The sequence below is a fragment of the Oceanobacillus sp. NCCP-135 genome (assembly GCF_059698015.1).
In genome coordinates this window covers 79,442-97,339 of record NZ_BAAKSZ010000001.1, presented here as the reverse complement: position 1 = coordinate 97,339, position 17,898 = coordinate 79,442, and the positions used below count along the sequence as shown (strand labels likewise).

Genomic DNA, 17,898 nt, shown 5'->3' with positions numbered 1-17,898 from the left:
CCCTTTTTCATGAAATGAATTACTGTCTTTTATGTGAAAACATTCACATACAAAGCACTACTTTGTAAATAAATACTGTAAAAATGCCTTTCTATTATAAGTATTATCTGCAAAATCCTATCCAGTGAAAATATCTAACAGTAAATATTGCTGTCTTGACATCTATGTTTACATAAGATTATTATAATAGCAAGAGTTTTTTTTGATTGCCGGATAATTTATTCTAAATTATTATAGACAATCCTCCCAAGTTCGCACCAGATATGGTATTGAATAAAGTGGTAATATATTAAAGATTTTTTGAGGAGTAGCTGTATGAAAAATAATAATAAAATGTCCTCTACAAAGAGGCAGGAACTTATTTTGGATATGTTAAATCAAGCCGAGCATCCCATTACCGGGGGTGAATTCGCCAAAAAAATGAATGTGAGCAGACAGGTAATTGTCCAAGATGTATCCATTTTAAAAGCAAAAAACGAACCTGTTATTGCGACAAGCCAAGGTTATTTGCTTATGAATCAACGAAGTGACGAAACCGTACAACGGATAATTATTGTATGTAACCACACACCCGAACAAACAAAAAAAGAACTTTACTGTATTGTTGACCATGGCGTTACGGTTAAAGACGTAATTGTAGAGCATGCTGTTTATGGAGATTTAACTGCTTCCATTATGGTGAGCAGTCGAGTAGAAGTGGATCAATTCATCAAAAAAATTAATGAGACCAATGCTTCCTATTTATCAACCCTGACCGAAGGCATCCATCTCCACACGTTGGAAGCAGATACGATGGATAAAATTGAAGCAGCATGTGATACGCTAGAAGAAGTGGGAATACTAGTTAAATAGATCACTGCGTTGGGTCATTATACAAATTTGGTAGTACCGGGAAATGACATTTAATATTTCCCGGTCCACCTTTCACCCTCTACATCAAAGATAGCGATCAATCTATCAGTGATTGTCTTTATTTTATATCCTTAAAGATGCAACATATTTATCCTTGTAAAAATCTACAATATACATTGCTGTTTTTTTTCTCTATAAAAGAAAGCTCCGGATGTTCATGTAAATAACGGCGAATTTCAATAATTTCATTTTTTCGTGATTCAAGCATTTTCATTAATTAATCTTTCATATCCCCAGTTCCTATTAGTGATCTATTAACTATAATGTTATCAGATAAAACCTTCATTTAGGCAAAAAGAACGAAATAATTTATTGACAAAAAATAAATTGTCATGATAGCAGGTATTTTTTCAGGTGCTTTAAAACCTCTCAATCAATGCCTTTCTTTCTATTTCCAGGGCCGCTAAATCTGCTTTCTGTTTTCCCATTTCCACTTTTAAATTACTTGTTATCCGACCGACGTTTGATTGTTGACTTCTGGCTTGTTCCAAAGAATCTTGAATCCTTCCTTGGACCATCCAATCGGAAAGTATCCCATCAAAGAAAAAGTCTGCAAATTTCAATAACTTGGAAATATCTACATGCAATTCAGCAGCTTCATTAACATCTAGCAATTCTTTCTGGAAGCTTCGCATTTTAGTCTGAGCTTGGTGTATATATGCTGTAGCTTCATCGATATGACTGTGTTTGATAGCCCCTGTGATCACCCCACCACCATACAAATCGAATGTCCCCCAACCTGCAGCACTCTCAAGTGAAGTTATAGCATTGGCGAGCGCATATTTGACAGTTTCCCCTGCATTAATAGCTTCTTCCAATTCTGTAATAAAGGCCTGTATATCCCCTTCTTTTTCACTTAAATCGTATAATTCACGAGCAGATGCAGCATTGCTTGCATTAATCATTTCTTCTTTTACAGCTAATATATTTTGATATTCAATTTCAATGGTTACCACATCTTGTAATTTATTCTCTAATACCATTATAGATTCATTGATTTCCTTTTGTGTTTTACTGGCTTCCTTCAGTTGCAGTTGAACACCCACAACCTCCTGCTTTTCCTTTCGCAGCTTTTCTTCTTTTGCACCAAAAAATGTTTGAAACAAGCTGGTCAATCCAATTCCTTCCAGCTTCTTAACATCCTTCGTTTCTTCCGTGAGCTGATCCTCGAGTTCAGTGATTGTATCCTCAATTCCAGATAATTCAACTCTGTAATCTGTCAATTGTGTTTGCCATTTTTTCTTCCTAGTCATTTTCCCTTTTATTTGAACAAGCTGATCATTCAGATCTTTGTACATATGTATTTCCCCCTTGTTAATCAATACTGCTTCTGTATAATTTTACGATTAAGAGATAAGGAAGGTTTCATTTCCCTACTAAAATTATCCAGTTCTTACTTGTTTTTTCTACAAGGCTCTTTTCGTAAACTTTGGGACTGCACTTCGTTCGCCCCACCAAAATACTGTTACTTTTTAGCCTTCTCAGGTGATGTAAACTGCGACGTAATTATTGTTTGCTATAGAATTTTTATAATCGCCGTTCTGGATCGCTCCGGGCGGATGCTTTCCGCGGGCACGGCCTTAGCCTCCTTGAGAAAATCACTCTGCGGGGTCTTCGGACACGTGCTGTTCCCGCAGGAGTCACCGCCCTCTGCTCACCCGAACTGGTGAGGTGGTTTGATGTTTTAAAAATTGAATACTAATGCAGTACATCGGCAATAACCGGAAATCCAGCGGAGGAAACACATTGTAGACTCCCGCGGGAGGAAAGGCATAGGTGAGACCCCGGAGTGCGAAGCACGAGGAGGCTCACCAGCCGCCCGCAGAAAGCGAAATGTGTTTCCGGAGCGAATCCCTGCTCTCAACCAGCGTTTGCAAATGATTTTCATTGCGTCGCACTTTACATCAACTACGGGGCAGATAACAACAAGTCTTTTGGTGGGTCGAGTAATCAATTATGCGAAGAAACAGCCTGCCACAAAACCTCTAACTGCTATTCGTCAGCAAAAAAATAACGATACCTTTATAAAGTATCGTATGCTTAGGTTGAATATCTATATAATTCAGCAACACTTGAGATTCTCAACTCTCAAACCTTGCATGAATATTATTTCTCTTATAAGTAGGATTGCTAAATTCATATACTTCCATGGAAAGTGCTAAATAGCGTTTTACAAACAAGTCTGCAAAATGATTTTCCATCTTACTAAACAGATCGTCAGAAAGAGCCTGTTTATCTTTGTGGGAACGACCTTTTCCAAGCTTAAGGGTGGCGTGGACAAACGCATCATCTGCTGAACCATCTGCTATGAGATAATCAGTCAGCTCAATTGCTCTAATCCGTAAGCCTGCAATTGGAATAATATGCTTATGGAAACGAAACACTTCGTTCACTGTTTGAAGTAATTGTGGTATATCTGCCTCTGTCTTAAGATTATTCGTATATTCAATGTAAAAATGCGGCATTTATTCTCCTCCACCTTATTTTGCCATAGTCAATGTATCCTCACCTGTAATGGTATTAACAAGCCTGCCAATTCCTTCAATTTCAGTTATCACTTCATCTCCCACCTTCGTATCAACAGACCCTTTAGGTGTACCGGTAAGAATAATATCCCCTCTATTTAATGTCATAAAGCTACTTAAATATTCTATCAATTCAGATACACCTAAAATCATGTCAGCAGTAGTACCCTCCTGTGTTATTTCACCATTAACATATGTCCGCAATGTCAGATTCATCGGATCGTCTATGTCCTGAGCATCTACTAGCCAGGGACCGAGTGGTGTACAGGCATCACGGTTCTTCGCCCGAAGATTGGGGCGATAATAATTTTCCAGATAGTCACGCATCACATAATCATTCGCAACCGTATAACCTGCTACATAGTCATACGCATCTATCTCCTTCACATTCCTTGCAGTATCTCCAATTACCACTGCTAATTCACACTCGTAATGCATAAAGGTAACATCACTGGGACGATACGTCTTGCTAAGGTGACCAGTAAATGTATTTGGCCCTTTTAAAAATACTAAAGGCTCTTTAGGAGTACTAAAGTCTAACTCTTTTGCATGGTCATCGTAATTTAGACCTAACGTAAAAACAGTACGGGGTTCTACAGGTGGGAGCCAGATTACTTCTTTCTCATTTACAATTTGGCCATCATTCAATTGCATTTTTCCATTCTTTTCAATAGCATGCTGGATCGAGCCATTATAAACTACTCTGGCATGTTTCATTTCACAATTCCCCCCAGCAAATTTCTCTCACTTTTGATTGTATTTTGTAACTTTCCAACCCCATCTATCTCAATTTGAACATGATCATTAACCCTCGCCAGTGGCGCATGCTCCGGGACACCGACAAGTAGCGTATCTCCTTCATATAGTGTCATAAATGCAGTGACGTCGGCCAGAAGTCTGCTAATTGGGCGTATGAGATTACTTGTGTTATTTTTCTGTTTTAGTTGACCATTAATATATACACGAATATTCAGTTCATCTGGTTTTTTCACAGCTTTACGTTCAATTATCCAAGGACCTGCCGGGCAAAAACCATCACGGGCTTTTTCCTTCACTGCCGGTCGGTAGACACTCTCATGCGGAATACTAACATCATTAACAACTGTGTATCCAAATACATAGTCAAATGCCTTATCTTCCGGTATCTTTGTAGCCTGTTTACCAATTACTACCCCTAAAGCTGCACCTATTTCCAGTTCAGAGATATCCTCCGGCAGTGGAATTTTTGCATCATTACTAATTAAAGTATTAGCTGGCTTAATATACAAAATTGGTGCTTTTGGGGGCTCTTTGTATGGCTTCTTGTACATCGAAGCTTTCAAAGTTTCATATGCACCTTTGTAGTTTAATTTGGTACCATAAACGGTTCCTGATAATGGATTATCAAAAGGAAGTTTATCCATAGCTATTTGCTCACCATTGATACCCACAATATCTCCTTTAAAATCTACAGTGCCTTGAATAAATTGCTGCATTCCCTTTAATTTTAGCTTCACACTAATCATCAGGACACTCCTTTCATTTTCAAAACGGGCTATAACATACAGAAAAACAGACCAGTACTTTACTGGCCTATAAAGCTTATTTATCACGCATTAACGGGCAGTAATACCCCCAACTCCAAGTGTGAGAAATCCCAAATGTGAAGGTGGGGGAGGACCTTGTGTCATACCCTTGCGGTATAAACAGCCCGTAAATTTCCTGATTCTGATCAAGGGTCTTTAGGTCATATCATGAAGTACTAACATTCAGTGGGGGAGGAAGGGAAGCCCCCACTGAATGAAGTTTCACTTTATAAAGCATTATTCAAATACATTCCGGTAGCTTGATAACTGCCATATTTTCCACCATAAAATGTTAATGGATTGCCATCCTTCAAATCAAGTTCCAGCACTTTCCCTATAATTAATGTATGGTCACCCACAACGTAGGTTTGATCCACATCACAAACAATGGTAGCTAAGGCATTTTTTATGACTGGCATTTCATTTTTAAAAGCAAAATTTATTTCTTTTTTTGCTTTCTTCTGTCCCGCAAAATGCATCGAGATCGATTGCTGTTGATCAGAAAGAACATTGACAGCAAACTTTCCGGATGTATTAATTTTCTTCAGCATGTTAGCATTATTATCAATTGAAACAGTAATCAGCTTGGGATCCAGCGATACTGACATGAAAGCATTAGCTGTCATCCCATGGACTTCGGTTCCAACCTTTGTTGTAATTACCGTCACACCAGTCGCAAACTTCCCCATTGCATTTCGAAAAACGCTATCATCCAAAATAATTCTCCTTTCTAATAATTTAGCTAAAATCTAAACTATAAAATCCGGCTTTCTTTGTTCTAGCTTTGCCTCTTGAACAACTACACGTTTACCTGTATTAAAATCAACAAATGGCATGGCCTCATTAAACCAGCTATCGGGCGGCTCATGCCCCCAGAATGTCGCACGCTGCGGGTCATCCAAATCCCAGCGAATAGGTTCAAAGTCAGCATCGCCTGTAAAATAATCCCCTGTATACAATTCAATACGGTTACCGTCAGGGTCACGTAAATAAAGAAAAAAGGCATTAGATAGCCCATGACGGCCTGGTCCTCTTTCAATACTCTTCGCATACCCCAATGAGGCAAGTACGTCACATGTATGAATCACACTCATCGGATCACTTAACCAAAATCCTACGTGATGAAGCCTTGGGCCCTGACCATTCATAAAGGCAATATCGTGAACGGCGGGCTTGCGATGAAGCCATGCGGCCCATATATCATCATTCTTTGTCGTAGTATATTCCGAGCAGGCATAACCAAGTTCATTCCGGTAGAAATCATATGCATTTTGCACATCTGGTACCATACAATTAAAATGATCGATTCGTTGCATTCTGGAACCCCTATATAGATCATAACGCTGCAGCAGGCGTTCGATCGTATCCATCCTGCAGAAGAATTCAACCGGAATACCAGAGATATCCCGCACACGAAAAGCACGACCAAGTGCATGCTGGCTTCCTTTTGCAAACCACTTTATTTTCATTCCCTTTCCCTCAAAGAATGCTGCCAGCCGATCCAAATCCTGATCCTGTTCTACTTTATAGCTGATAACCTCAACACCCGGCTGTTCAGCTTTTTTAAGAACATAACTATGATGCCCCCGCTCTTCCAATCCCCTTAAATAGATATAATTTTCATCTGATTCTGTTTCAATGAATCCTAATCCATTAACATAAAAATCCCTGGCTGTATTTAAATCACTCACCCTGATAACTGCACGAGCTGCCCTTGTTATATTAAAATCATCCACCAGGATTCCCCCCTACGCCTTCACAAGGTCTGGTCTCGCAACACTTAAACCATCAAGAAAATTGCGAACTCTCTCTTTATATGGATCCTTATCGTACTTATCAAAATAAGCCATGCCCATTTTAACCGGATCACCAAAGAAGTAGTATTCATAATGTGTCTGTCGACTACCGAATGCACTCATTGTTAAATCCCAGGCTAACCGGAAAATCTGAACACGTTCATAGCCTTCCACATTTTTACCTTGCATCGCCCTGTGCAGAATGGGACCGATTTCTTCATGATTAAAGTCAGCATAAGAAGGAATTCCCATCATTCCTGAGGCACCGAGGATACGTAAAATCTCCGCCATCCGAGGATAAACACGTGGATACCAGTTCCGTGCAGCATCCAGCGCTTCAAAATCCGGTGTCATCATTCCCCATTTATCAACCTTCGCATTATATTCTGCCCGAAACAGATGGGACTTCATCACTTCCAATGTCAGCATAATTTCCGTTCCCTTATCTTTGACATGCTGAAAACCATCGATTCCAATAGAGTCCATCAGTGTCAGCACAACACCAAGCAAGAATTCTGTTTTGGCAACATCTTTTGCAATAACCTGATGGGACATATGGGCAATAGCATTCGTTTCGGCAAATGCCCGATTGCAAATAGATGAATTCTCACAAACAAAAACACGATCCCAAGGCACAAGTACATGATCAAAAGCGACAATTGTATCACCTTCTTCAAATGACGCACTTAATGGATGATCATATTTATTTTTTCCATAATCAAATGATTCTCGTGACAGGAATTTAAGGCCTGAAGTATTATTTGGCAATGCAAATGCCAGTGAATAAGGATCATCCAACTCACCGGATTTTTTAACAGTTGACGGAAATACAAGAATCTCATCGGTTATACCGCCTTGCGTTGCCAACAGCCTGATCCCGTCAACAATAATTCCTTCATCTGTTTTCTTGACAAGATGAAGCGCAACATTGGCATCCTTTTGTTCAGCCTGGATTTTTGCACGGTTTACCTGTGGATGGATTAGTGTATGGGTTAAACTGATATCATTTTCCCGTGCATATTCAGCATAGTTCTTTGCGTTATCAGCAAACATCGGATCTCCTTCTGCAAAAAAATCACTGGCTTCTCCCATTGCCATCACGTCAGCATTGAGATAATCCGGGGAACGGCCCATTAACCCATTTGTAAACTCCTGCCACTCCATAATGGCTTCACGCCTTGCAATTAAATCTTCGATGGTTTTTGGAACCATAAATGTTTTACCGACTTTGTTCCCTGTAGTCGGACTAGTGTAAAGCATTTTATCCGGTTTTTCATATTGAATATCATACAATTTCGCCATGGATCCAACAATATTTTTAAATGCTGGATGTGTTGTCGCATCTTTCACCCGTTCTCCATGAATGTAGACATTATTATTTGCCTTCTTTAAGCGATCTATATATTGTTTACCTGTTTTAGCTGGCATTCGATAACCTCCTTTAGTTAATCCTTTTTCTTCCCGAATTGCGGAATGTGATGATCCTTGAGTGCTACATGGATTACTTGTGTTTCCGTATAAAAATCAAACGCATAATGACCACCTTCTCTACCAATTCCACTTGATTTGGAACCACCGAACGGAATCCTTAAGTCCCGAACATTTTGCGAATTAATCCATAGCATTCCGGAATCAACTGCTTGTGCGACGCGGTGGGCCCGTTGAATATCTTTCGTCCACACATACCCGGCAAGACCGTATATAACATCATTCGCTAACTCAATAACTTCAGCCTCATCCTTAAATTTCATCACCGTTAGAACAGGTCCAAATACCTCCTCCTGTGCAACTGTTTTATCATTTGTAACATTTAAAATAATGGTTGGTGCTACAAAATTGCCTTGTTCAAATTCCCCTGGCACTTCTCCGCAATAAAGCGTTGCACCCTCTGCTTTGGCAATTTCCAAGTAACGTTTTACATGATTAAAATGTGTTGTATGAATTAGTGGTCCCACTTCAGTGCTTTCATCCATTGGATCCCCAACAATGATATTATCCACCCGTTCTTTTAAAGCTTTCACAAATTTATCATAAATGTTTTCCTGTAAAAACAGACGTGAATTTGCTGTACACCGTTCCCCATTGAAAGAGAAGATTCCCCATGTACAAGCATCAAGTGCACGTTCGAAATCAGCATCTTCAAAAACAATGATCGGTGATTTCCCACCCAGTTCCATGGAAACCCGTTTTAATGTATCCGCACTATTTTTGGTAATCTCCGAACCTGTTTTTGTTTCCCCAGTAAATGAAATCAATTTAACATCTTTATGTGCAACAAGGGACGCACCTGCTGTTTCACCAAAACCATGTACAATATTGAAAACTCCTTTAGGTAGCCCGACTGAATCAATTAGCTCAGCAAGTTTATTTGCAGTTAACGGAGACCATTCAGCCGGTTTTAAAATAACTGTATTTCCTGTTGCCAGTGCAGGTGCGATTTTCCATGTTTCAAGCATGAATGGCGCATTCCATGGTGTAATGAGTCCTGCTGTACCAAGTGGTTTATGAATTGTATAATTAATAAATTCATCATCCATCTGATAGGCCTCACCGACCATTCTATTTCGGACCATTTCTGCATAAAATCGGAAGTTTTTTGCTGCACGCCCTGCCATTTTTTTAGTTTGACTTAGTGGCAAGCCTGTATCATAAGATTCAAGCAGAGCAATTTCATCAACATGCTCATCGATCACGTCTGCAATTTTTCCGATCAGTTCTAATCGATCTGCTGCCTTCATCTTGCCCCAAGTCCCTTTAAACGCTCTTTTCGCTGCATTAACTGCTTTATTAATATCAGCGTTGTCACCTTCTGCAACATGGTTAATCACTTCATTTGTAAAAGGATTTAAATTTTCGAATCGCTTTCCTGATTCTGCATCAATGAATTCCCCATTTATATAGAGCGAAATATCCTTCGTTTCCAGATCGTTTATCAGTTGCTCTTTATCGAGTTGCTTTTCAGTCATTCGAATGATTCACTCCTTTTTATTAGAAAACTTGGCTATCGCAAACACTTAGGCGATATCCCTAGTTGCATTTATGCAGGATATGAAAGTTTTATGTTTCTTATCTGCAAAAAGGTTTTAGGTTTTCACATTATTTATTGGTAACGCTTTCATTAATATCGGCATAATTTTTCAGGACATTCTTTATTTCATACTGAAGCTCTTTGGATGGTATATCCATTGGCATCCGTAATGTAGGGTTGATCTTGCCAAGTATACCTAAAGCTGCTTTCACCGGTGCTGGATTTGTATCTTTAAATAACACATCATTAAGTGGCATCAATTCATAATGTAAATTCTGCGCACGTTTTAAATCCCCTTTATTCCATGCATTGTGCATTTCAGCTACCTTGTCAGGGGCAACATTTGCTGTTGCGCTGATCGATCCAGCCCCTCCAATTGCAAGCATCGGATAACACAATAACTCAATACCCGAGAATAATAGAAAGTCTCTGCCACAGTTAAGTAAAACACGGTTAACATGTTCAAAATCTTTATTTGATTCTTTAACACCAATAATATTTGGACAATCTTTGCTTAATTTAGCCAATGTTTCCACTTCGAGATTTACAGCTGTTCTTCCCGGAATATTGTAAACAATAATCGGGAGATCTACAGAATCAGCAACTGCTTTATAATGTTTGTAAAGTGCTCCTTGATTTGGTTTGTTATAATATGGAACAATGACCATTGCAACATCTGCCCCAATTTCTTCTGCTTTTTTAGTCAGATACATCGTTTCTTCATGATTTGTTGAGCCTGTTCCTGGCAAAAATGGTACCCTGCCATCAATTGCCTGCATCGCCGTTTCCATTACACTGACACGCTCTTCAATCGCTAGTGAACTTGGCTCTCCACTTGTACCACAAACAGAAATAGCATGACTTCCACTTTTTATTTGCCAATCGATTAAGTTTTCAAGCGTTTTAAAATCAATCGAACCATTTTCATTAAATGGCGTAATTATCGGGACGATGGATACACCACATAAGCGCTGTTTAATTTCTTCAAACACGGACATATAACCTCTCCCCCTTTTGCATTTTTTAGAATTATGTGTATTATCTTTATACTATCATCAACGTAATCATATTAATAATATTTATTCTGTTATCCATCCATATAAAATCAATATACTTAATTTAGAGTAATATTATATGTTAATTGAAATTCAAATAAAGCATTTTAAAACCACGAATAAGTTTAATTGAAATAATAAAAAAATATTTTGGATTATTTTAATTATTCATATAGTTGCTATGTTATAATCAATATGTAAATCATTTATTTATTTGCTTTTGAATATTTAAATTATATAGAAGGAGGAAAAAACCTGTGGATATAAGACAGTTACGTTATTTCTATACCATTGCAAAAACAGGGCAAATAACTCGTGCTGCCAAAAAACTCCATATGGCCCAGCCTCCGTTAAGTCAATCCCTAAAGTCTCTTGAAGATAATCTGGATGTGAAATTATTTGAAAGAAATGGGAGAAAAATGGAACTCACAGAAGCGGGATTGATATTGTACCAAAAAACAGAACGACTACTCCACTTTTTGGATGAGACGAAAACCGAGGTCAAAGAAACAGGAAAAGGCATAAAAGGAAAACTTTCCATTGGATGTGTCAAATCATGTTTTTCACTTTTGCCTAACCGTTTAAAAATTTTTCACAATCTGTACCCTAACGTTTCCATTGAATTACAAGAAGGAGATACGTTCAGACTTACTGAACAACTACATAACCGTAATATTGATTTGGCAATTGTTCGCCTACCTCTGGAAATGAAGCCATTTTCATTTTATTCTCTGCCAAATGAAAAATATGTGGCGATTGTTCCTGAAAGCTGGATTGCCAACATTAAAGAAGATTCTATACCTCTGAAAGAACTGGCAAAATTGCCTTTACTGCTTCTTCATCGAATTAGTGGTATAGGACAATATGAGCTTATCATGGATCAATTTGTAAATAGTGGATTAAAACCAAATATCGTTTGTGAATGCCCTGATGTTGATATGATTATAGGGCTGGTAAATGAGGAAATTGGTGCAACAATCGTACCGGAATCTGCCATTACAAGGATGCACCAGCAAAATATCAAAGTATTGAAATTAAAAGATGTAACGATAATTTCTGAATCTTCCCTTATATGGTTAAAAGATCGCTATCTTTCAAAAAGCGCAGGTCGTTTTATTGAATTATTTACGAATAAAGAAACAAAGACATTATCCAGCTGAACAACATTACCGGGAGTAATTGGAACAACGCTAAAAGAAGTAATCGCACATCCGAAAAGATCAGCGACTACTTCTTTTTCTCAGAAAACTTTCTGCTAAGCTCAACCCAACACAGCGCGATCATTTTCAAATTGTGTCCCACGTATACGTTGAAATTCTTTTAACAGGTCTTCTATTGTCAGCTTCTGTTTTTCTTCTCCATCTATATCCAAAATGATTTGGCCTTTATCCATCATGATCAGTCGATTTCCCAGATCGAGTGCTTGTTGCATGTTGTGTGTAACCATTAATGTCGTTAAATCAAATTTACGAATGACGTCACCAGTAAGCTTGGTGATTAACTCCGCACGGGAAGGATCAAGTGCTGCTGTATGTTCATCAAGCAGTAAAATATTCGGTTCGGTAAAAGTAGCCATTAATAAGGAGAGTGCTTGGCGCTCACCACCAGAAAGAAAACCAACTTTGGCGTTCAAACGATCTTCCAGACTTAAATTCAGAGTCGCTAAAAATTCCCTGAACATTTCCTTTCTTTGTTTCGTTACACCTGGTTTAAGCTTTCTTTTTTTGTTACGGGCATATGCCATCGCCAGGTTTTCCTCAATGGTCATGGATGGCGCTGTGCCTGCCATTGGATCCTGAAAAACACGGCCGATAAATGCTGAGCGTTTATATTCCGGCAAGTGAACAACCTGCTTCTCATTTATATATACATCGCCAATATCGGGAATCAGATTTCCGGATACAACATTCATTAGTGTGGATTTTCCTGCCCCATTACTTCCAATTACCGTAACAAATTCCCCTTTTCTCAGTTCCAAATCGGTATCCTTCAATCCTATTTTTTCATCCGGTGTTCCTTCATTGAATGTAATGGATATATTCTTTATTTTAAGCAATAGCTACTACACCTCCCCTACTTTTTCCTGGTTTAACCTGGTGCGTTTTTCCAGCCTGCGCTTTTTCTCTTTTCTTGCCTGCAATAATTTTGGGGCAACCAAAGCAATAATTACAAGTAATGCAGTTATCATTTTCATATCGCCCGTTTCCAAAAATTCAACCCGTAGTGCCATAGCCACAACAATTCTATAGATGATTGCACCACCGACGACAGCTAATGTAGCTCTGGCGATGGTTTTGACCCCAAATAACGCTTCACCTATTATAACGGAAGCAAGACCAATTATAATCATTCCAATTCCCATATTTACATCTGCGAATCCCCCGTGTTGAGCAATCAGACCTCCTGAAAAAGCTACAAGTGCATTTGAAAAACCTATACCGACAATGATTAAAAAATCCGTATTTGCGGAAAGACTTCGGATCATCACTTGATTATCACCTGTAGCCCGTAGCGCAAGACCAACCTCTGTTTTCAACAAGTAATCTGTCAGTAGCTTGATAGCGAGTGTTACTAGAATCATAACAATAACAACACTCCAGGTAGGTGGGAGACGATCCGCACCAAAGAACGTTAACATACCATTCATTGTCGCATCTATTCCTGTTGCTTCCCAAATTGATTCAAGTTGCTTAAAAATGGTTGATTCATTTAAAAGGGATAGAGTCGGTTGTCCCATTATTCTTAGATTAATAGAGTATAGAGCAATCATCATGAGAATTCCTGCCAGCAAGGCATTAATTTTCCCTTTTGTATGAAGTATACCTGTGACACAGCCTGCAAGAAATCCAGCAACTGCCGCCAGGAGGCTTGCCGTTATGGGAGATACACCATTCATAATCAAAATTGCTGCAACTGCAGCCCCTGTTACAAAACTACCATCAACAGTTAAATCGGGAAAATCCAGAATGCGAAAGGAAAGGTAGACCCCTAAAGCCATAATTGCATAAATAATACCCAGTTCTACTGCATTAAATAATGATAAAAGCATAGTTACCTCCTTATCGCAACAATCTTAGTTAAAAAATAAAAATCAGGCTTTTATCCCGACCAATAATAGGAATCATAAGACAGACATCCGTCTGGCTTATGTCAAATAACATTCTCTCATCTTTTTATTCCTGCTCTACAAATTTTGCTTCATCCCATTCGCTCTGCCACTCGATACCCTGTTCCTCAGCAGCTTGCTTATTAATGAATAATTCGATTTTTGGTGGATATTCAGTTGGAATGTCCTTAGGTGATTTTTCACCAGTTAAAATTTCAACAGCCATTTCACCTGTCCGGTAACCGATTGTATAGTAGTCAATTCCATATGTAGCAAACCCACCTATTGCTACTGAATCGGGCTCACCAACAATCAATGGAATATCCTGTTCATTTGCAACTCCAACAACTGTTTCCAGTGCAGATACAACTGTATTATCAGTTACAATATAGATTACATCCACTTCACTTACTATTGTAGCCGCAGCTTGCTGAACCTCTGCAGAATTAGCAACTGTCCGTTCAACAAAACTGATGGAAGTTCCTTCAGCAGCTTCTTTAACCGTATCAATCTGCGAAACGGAATTTTGTTCTCCTGCATTATAAATCAAGCCTACAGAAGCACCTTCAAAATAGTCATTGATGAACCCGACTGTTTCCTTAATTGCGTCCGGATGAAGATCTGTTACACCCGTTATATTTTCTCCCGGTTGATCCATAGCTTCCACCAAACCGGCACCAATTGGGTCTGTCACTGATGTAAACAGAATTGGAATCTCACTGGTAGCTTGCAATGCACCAAGCGCACTGGGTGTTGAATTGGCAAAAATCAAATCAACGTCATCCGCAACAAATTTATTACTGATTGTACTTACATTATTCTGATCATTCTGCGCACTTTGAAAGTCATATTCCACATCCAATCCAGCCTCATCGATCGCAGCCATAAAGCCTTCATAAGCTGCATCAAGTGAGGGATGTTCCAGAATCTGGGTGGCACCTACCTGATAAGTTTCTCCACCTGTATCCTCTGCTTTCTCACCACTGTCATCAGGCTCCTGAGCGTCAGATGAATTATTATCTGAACCACAAGCAGCCAGTACAAATATCGTTAATACTGCAATTACCATTAATAGCCATTTCCTCAAAACGTATTCCTCCCTTTTAAGCTTTTCGAAATTTTTAAAATTATAACATATCCAGCTAATTAGTCAAGTAGCCCTTCTGAATAAATTAGTTAGATATTTTTTATCAAAATTTTCCTGATTTCATGTGAATACGTGAGAAACTCGCTCATTTTTTCTTTTTGGTACCATGTGTATTGATTCACCAATTAATCCTTCCACTGCTTCCAATAACCCTTCATTCATACTTGGGTGGGCGTATAAAGGAAACTTCACGTCCTCCTCCTTTGCAGCCATTTCCAGTAATTGCGTAAAGCTGGAGGAAAGTTCAATTGCCGCCTCGCCAATCATATGAACGCCCAGAATTATATCAGTACTATTATCAGAAATAACTTTAATAAAACCATCCTTTTTGCCTGAGATCATAGCATAACCACTACTTCCGAACGGAAATTGACTAATGCGGATATCCAAATCACGTTCCACTGCTTCTTTTTCCGTTAATCCGACGGAAGCAATCGGTGGAATTGTATGGGCAACAGCTGGCAGAAAGGTTAAATCAACTTCAGGTTTACCATCTGCAATCAACTCCGCAGTCACTTTTCCTTGCTTGATTGCTTTCACAGCAAGCATGCGTCCTTTTACCACATCTCCAATTGCGTAAATGGAAGGTATCGTTGACTGCAGATTTTTATTTACAGTAATAAACCCTTCCTCATTTTGCTTGACACCTAATCGATTAATCCCCAACGATTGAACATTTGGTTTTCTTATACCAGTTGTGAATAAATGTGTACCATCTAATAGATGCTTAGTATCATCATCTTTTTCATAAGTAATAGTAATGTTGTCATTCATTTCCTGTACGGAGTTGATCTGAGCATTCTTGATAATCCGAATCTTTTTCTTTTTAAATTGGCGGGTTAATTCCTTGTTGATGGCAGAATCATATGGGAAGTCCCTTTCATTCTCAAGCAGCATAGTAACCTTTGATCCGAATTCCCTGTAGGAGGATGCCATTTCAAATGCAGTATAATCATTGCCATAGACGATAAGATGATCCGGGATGGTTTCCAGCTTAAAAATTTCATCCGATAATATAATCCGGTCACTTTCACAACGAATATTCGCTTGCAATTCTACAAAACTTCCTGTTGCAATAATCGCTTGCTTAAAGGTGTATGTGTCAAATTGATGACCATTCTCTACACCAATACGATCTTTTCTTGTAAACGTGGCTTTCCCTTTAATCACCTCCACCTGATTTTCACTACATAGTTTCTCTACCCCCATTCGAAGCTGCTTGGTTACCTTTGTTTGATAATCAAGCAATTTATCCACATAAAATCTCTCACCTGATGATTTTATACCAAACTCTTCCATGTGCGGTAGTTCAGAAAGCTTCTTTGCTGCATATGTCCAAATCTTTGATGGAATACAGCCTTTGTTTAAACAAACACCTCCCAAGTCCCCCTGCTCGATCAATGTAGCCTGAATGCCCAGCTGTGCAGCACGTATCGCAGCACTATAACCACCTGGACCACCACCAATAATAACAAGCTCCCTTTCCTGACTGATTTCACCTACAACCATTCATATCATCTCCAGCATTAATTTATATGGTTGTTCTACCAATTTGGAAAAACGGTTCGTAAACATAACAGCAGTTGCTCCATCTGCAACACGATGATCAAAGGATAGGGAAAGTGTCATGACTTGTCTGATAACAATCTCATCATTATCATTCACTACAGGCATTTTCTTCATTTTATGAAAAGCAATCAATGCAGTTTCCGGATAGTTAATAATTGGTGTTGCCCCTGTGCTGCCAAGTGGGCCGACATTACTAACCGTAAATGTACTATTTTGTATATCTGCCGGCTTTAATTCACTGTTTTTTGCCTTCGTGGTTAAGTGCTTGATCTCATTGTGGATCGTTTGGATTGTTTTTTTATCTGCTTCACGCACAACAGGAACCATCAAACCATCTTCCGTATCTGTTGCCATGCCAATATGATAGTCTTTCTTCAAAAGGATTTTTTCGTTTTCTTCGTCCAGCTCTGCATTGAATACCGGAAAATCTTTTAATGCAATGATAAGTGCCTTTACGAGAAAGGCTGGAATAGAGATGTACAGCTTATCAGCCTTTAATTCTTCGCGGAGCTTGACTAAATTCGTCATATCAATCTCATCAAAATGAGTAACATGTGGGATCGTAAATAAAGACTTCGTCATGTTCTTCGCAATTTGTTTTCTAATACCACGAAATGGAATTTCATCTGGATGTGTAGTTGGAGTGGGTTTGTTCATTTCTTCTTTTCCAGTTTTTTTTGATTGGGACACAGCAGTTGATTTCAACGGTTTTTGTTGGACTTTTATAAACCGGTATACATCATCTTCTGTTACTCTTCCTGAAGGATCGGACGCTTGAACGTCTTCGATATTAATATTGTTGTCACGTGCAATTTTTCGTGTGAATGGTGTTGCTAAAATACGATTAATCAAACGAACAGGTGATTTTTCGGCTTCTTGTTGATTCGTTACATTTATGACCGGGGCATTCTCTTCTTTCGCTTGAGTGGTCAGCCTTTTTATCTTATTATTTCCTTCTGCCTCAATGTAAAGGAGAGTTGTTCCAACTTGAACTGTCTCACCGGTATTAACAACGATTTCTTTTATCTTTCCGGTTCCGGGAGAGGGGAGTTCAGCAACCATTTTATCTGTCTGTACTTCAACAAGCGGCTGTTCAGCTGTGACATTATCCCCTTCTTTGATTAAATAATGGATGATTTCTCCTTCTGTCATTCCTTCGCCGATATCATGCAGTTTTACTTCCAGCATGCTTACA

General features: G+C 38.8%; 16 protein-coding genes. 2 read left to right on the top strand and 14 right to left on the bottom strand.

Going from position 1 to position 17,898, the window contains the following annotated elements; translation table 11 throughout:
- Nucleotides 1-315: 315 nt before the first annotated feature.
- Nucleotides 316-852 (top strand): transcription repressor NadR, encoded by a 537-nt coding sequence (locus AC6HVZ_RS00430; protein WP_497556153.1) that lies wholly within the window; start codon nucleotides 316-318, stop codon nucleotides 850-852.
- Between the two features lie 419 nt (nucleotides 853-1,271).
- On the opposite strand, the gene AC6HVZ_RS00425 is transcribed toward AC6HVZ_RS00430, so the two are convergent.
- The 9 genes from AC6HVZ_RS00425 to hpaI form a co-directional block, all read right to left on the bottom strand.
- The gene (locus AC6HVZ_RS00425) at nucleotides 1,272-2,210 is read right to left on the bottom strand and encodes a hypothetical protein (RefSeq protein WP_497556152.1); all 939 of its coding nucleotides are present in this window, start codon (nucleotides 2,208-2,210) and stop codon (nucleotides 1,272-1,274) included.
- A 783-nt stretch (nucleotides 2,211-2,993) separates the two neighbouring features.
- A complete protein-coding gene (locus AC6HVZ_RS00420; protein WP_497556151.1) occupies nucleotides 2,994-3,377 on the bottom strand; it encodes a 5-carboxymethyl-2-hydroxymuconate Delta-isomerase in 384 nt (127 codons plus the stop codon).
- A 15-nt stretch (nucleotides 3,378-3,392) separates the two neighbouring features.
- Nucleotides 3,393-4,154: a fumarylacetoacetate hydrolase family protein gene (locus AC6HVZ_RS00415; protein ID WP_497556150.1), complete on the bottom strand. Its 762-nt coding sequence runs from the start codon at nucleotides 4,152-4,154 to the stop codon at nucleotides 3,393-3,395.
- Entirely contained in the window at nucleotides 4,151-4,942 is a 792-nt protein-coding gene (locus AC6HVZ_RS00410; protein ID WP_497556149.1) for a fumarylacetoacetate hydrolase family protein, read from the bottom strand. The genes AC6HVZ_RS00415 and AC6HVZ_RS00410 overlap by 4 nt, the downstream gene beginning before the upstream one ends.
- A gap of 287 nt (nucleotides 4,943-5,229) precedes the next feature.
- Nucleotides 5,230-5,718 (bottom strand): flavin reductase family protein, encoded by a 489-nt coding sequence (locus AC6HVZ_RS00405; RefSeq protein WP_497556148.1) that lies wholly within the window; start codon nucleotides 5,716-5,718, stop codon nucleotides 5,230-5,232.
- A gap of 33 nt (nucleotides 5,719-5,751) precedes the next feature.
- Nucleotides 5,752-6,738 carry a 3,4-dihydroxyphenylacetate 2,3-dioxygenase gene (hpaD, locus tag AC6HVZ_RS00400; RefSeq protein ID WP_497556147.1) on the bottom strand — a complete coding sequence of 329 codons (987 nt, stop codon included), beginning with the start codon at nucleotides 6,736-6,738 and terminating at the stop codon, nucleotides 5,752-5,754.
- A gap of 12 nt (nucleotides 6,739-6,750) precedes the next feature.
- A complete protein-coding gene (gene hpaB, locus AC6HVZ_RS00395; RefSeq protein WP_497556146.1) occupies nucleotides 6,751-8,226 on the bottom strand; it encodes a 4-hydroxyphenylacetate 3-monooxygenase, oxygenase component in 1,476 nt (491 codons plus the stop codon).
- Between the two features lie 17 nt (nucleotides 8,227-8,243).
- On the bottom strand, nucleotides 8,244-9,764 hold the full coding sequence (gene hpaE / locus AC6HVZ_RS00390; RefSeq protein ID WP_497556145.1) for a 5-carboxymethyl-2-hydroxymuconate semialdehyde dehydrogenase: 1,521 nt from the start codon (nucleotides 9,762-9,764) through the stop codon (nucleotides 8,244-8,246).
- Nucleotides 9,765-9,894: 130 nt separating this feature from the next.
- Entirely contained in the window at nucleotides 9,895-10,824 is a 930-nt protein-coding gene (gene hpaI, locus AC6HVZ_RS00385) for a 2,4-dihydroxyhept-2-ene-1,7-dioic acid aldolase (protein ID WP_497556144.1), read from the bottom strand.
- 314 nt (nucleotides 10,825-11,138) lie between these two features.
- Between hpaI and AC6HVZ_RS00380 the strand changes: the two genes are divergently transcribed.
- Nucleotides 11,139-12,041: a LysR family transcriptional regulator gene (locus tag AC6HVZ_RS00380; RefSeq protein ID WP_497556143.1), complete on the top strand. Its 903-nt coding sequence runs from the start codon at nucleotides 11,139-11,141 to the stop codon at nucleotides 12,039-12,041.
- Nucleotides 12,042-12,142: 101 nt separating this feature from the next.
- Here AC6HVZ_RS00380 and AC6HVZ_RS00375 read toward each other — a convergent pair whose 3' ends face one another.
- The 5 genes from AC6HVZ_RS00375 to AC6HVZ_RS00355 all read right to left on the bottom strand — a co-directional run bounded on the left by AC6HVZ_RS00375 (nucleotide 12,143) and on the right by AC6HVZ_RS00355 (nucleotide 17,891).
- Nucleotides 12,143-12,937: an ABC transporter ATP-binding protein gene (locus AC6HVZ_RS00375; RefSeq protein ID WP_497556142.1), complete on the bottom strand. Its 795-nt coding sequence runs from the start codon at nucleotides 12,935-12,937 to the stop codon at nucleotides 12,143-12,145.
- 6 nt (nucleotides 12,938-12,943) lie between these two features.
- Complete coding sequence (locus AC6HVZ_RS00370) at nucleotides 12,944-13,930, bottom strand: ABC transporter permease (RefSeq protein WP_497556141.1); 987 nt, start codon at nucleotides 13,928-13,930, stop codon at nucleotides 12,944-12,946.
- Between the two features lie 124 nt (nucleotides 13,931-14,054).
- Nucleotides 14,055-15,074: an ABC transporter substrate binding protein gene (locus AC6HVZ_RS00365; protein ID WP_497556140.1), complete on the bottom strand. Its 1,020-nt coding sequence runs from the start codon at nucleotides 15,072-15,074 to the stop codon at nucleotides 14,055-14,057.
- A 120-nt stretch (nucleotides 15,075-15,194) separates the two neighbouring features.
- Nucleotides 15,195-16,643, bottom strand: a complete 1,449-nt coding sequence (lpdA, locus tag AC6HVZ_RS00360) for a dihydrolipoyl dehydrogenase (RefSeq protein WP_497556139.1) — start codon at nucleotides 16,641-16,643, stop codon at nucleotides 15,195-15,197.
- Nucleotides 16,644-17,891, bottom strand: a complete 1,248-nt coding sequence (locus tag AC6HVZ_RS00355; RefSeq protein WP_497556138.1) for a dihydrolipoamide acetyltransferase family protein — start codon at nucleotides 17,889-17,891, stop codon at nucleotides 16,644-16,646. It lies immediately after the preceding gene.
- Between the last annotated feature and the right edge of the window lie 7 nt (nucleotides 17,892-17,898).

Bases quoted from the DNA above. Each gene is read 5' to 3' on its own strand.
- hpaB (WP_497556146.1), bottom strand. From the start codon at position 8,226: ATGCCAGCTAAAACAGGTAAACAATATATAGATCGCTTAAAGAAGGCA.
- AC6HVZ_RS00415 (WP_497556150.1), bottom strand. From the start codon at position 4,154: ATGAAACATGCCAGAGTAGTTTATAATGGCTCGATCCAGCATGCTATT.
- AC6HVZ_RS00430 (WP_497556153.1), top strand. From the start codon at position 316: ATGAAAAATAATAATAAAATGTCCTCTACAAAGAGGCAGGAACTTATT.
- AC6HVZ_RS00410 (WP_497556149.1), bottom strand. From the start codon at position 4,942: ATGATTAGTGTGAAGCTAAAATTAAAGGGAATGCAGCAATTTATTCAA.
- AC6HVZ_RS00355 (WP_497556138.1), bottom strand. From the start codon at position 17,891: ATGCTGGAAGTAAAACTGCATGATATCGGCGAAGGAATGACAGAAGGA.
- AC6HVZ_RS00370 (WP_497556141.1), bottom strand. From the start codon at position 13,930: ATGCTTTTATCATTATTTAATGCAGTAGAACTGGGTATTATTTATGCA.
- AC6HVZ_RS00420 (WP_497556151.1), bottom strand. From the start codon at position 3,377: ATGCCGCATTTTTACATTGAATATACGAATAATCTTAAGACAGAGGCA.
- hpaI (WP_497556144.1), bottom strand. From the start codon at position 10,824: ATGTCCGTGTTTGAAGAAATTAAACAGCGCTTATGTGGTGTATCCATC.
- hpaE (WP_497556145.1), bottom strand. From the start codon at position 9,764: ATGACTGAAAAGCAACTCGATAAAGAGCAACTGATAAACGATCTGGAA.
- lpdA (WP_497556139.1), bottom strand. From the start codon at position 16,643: ATGGTTGTAGGTGAAATCAGTCAGGAAAGGGAGCTTGTTATTATTGGT.
- AC6HVZ_RS00425 (WP_497556152.1), bottom strand. From the start codon at position 2,210: ATGTACAAAGATCTGAATGATCAGCTTGTTCAAATAAAAGGGAAAATG.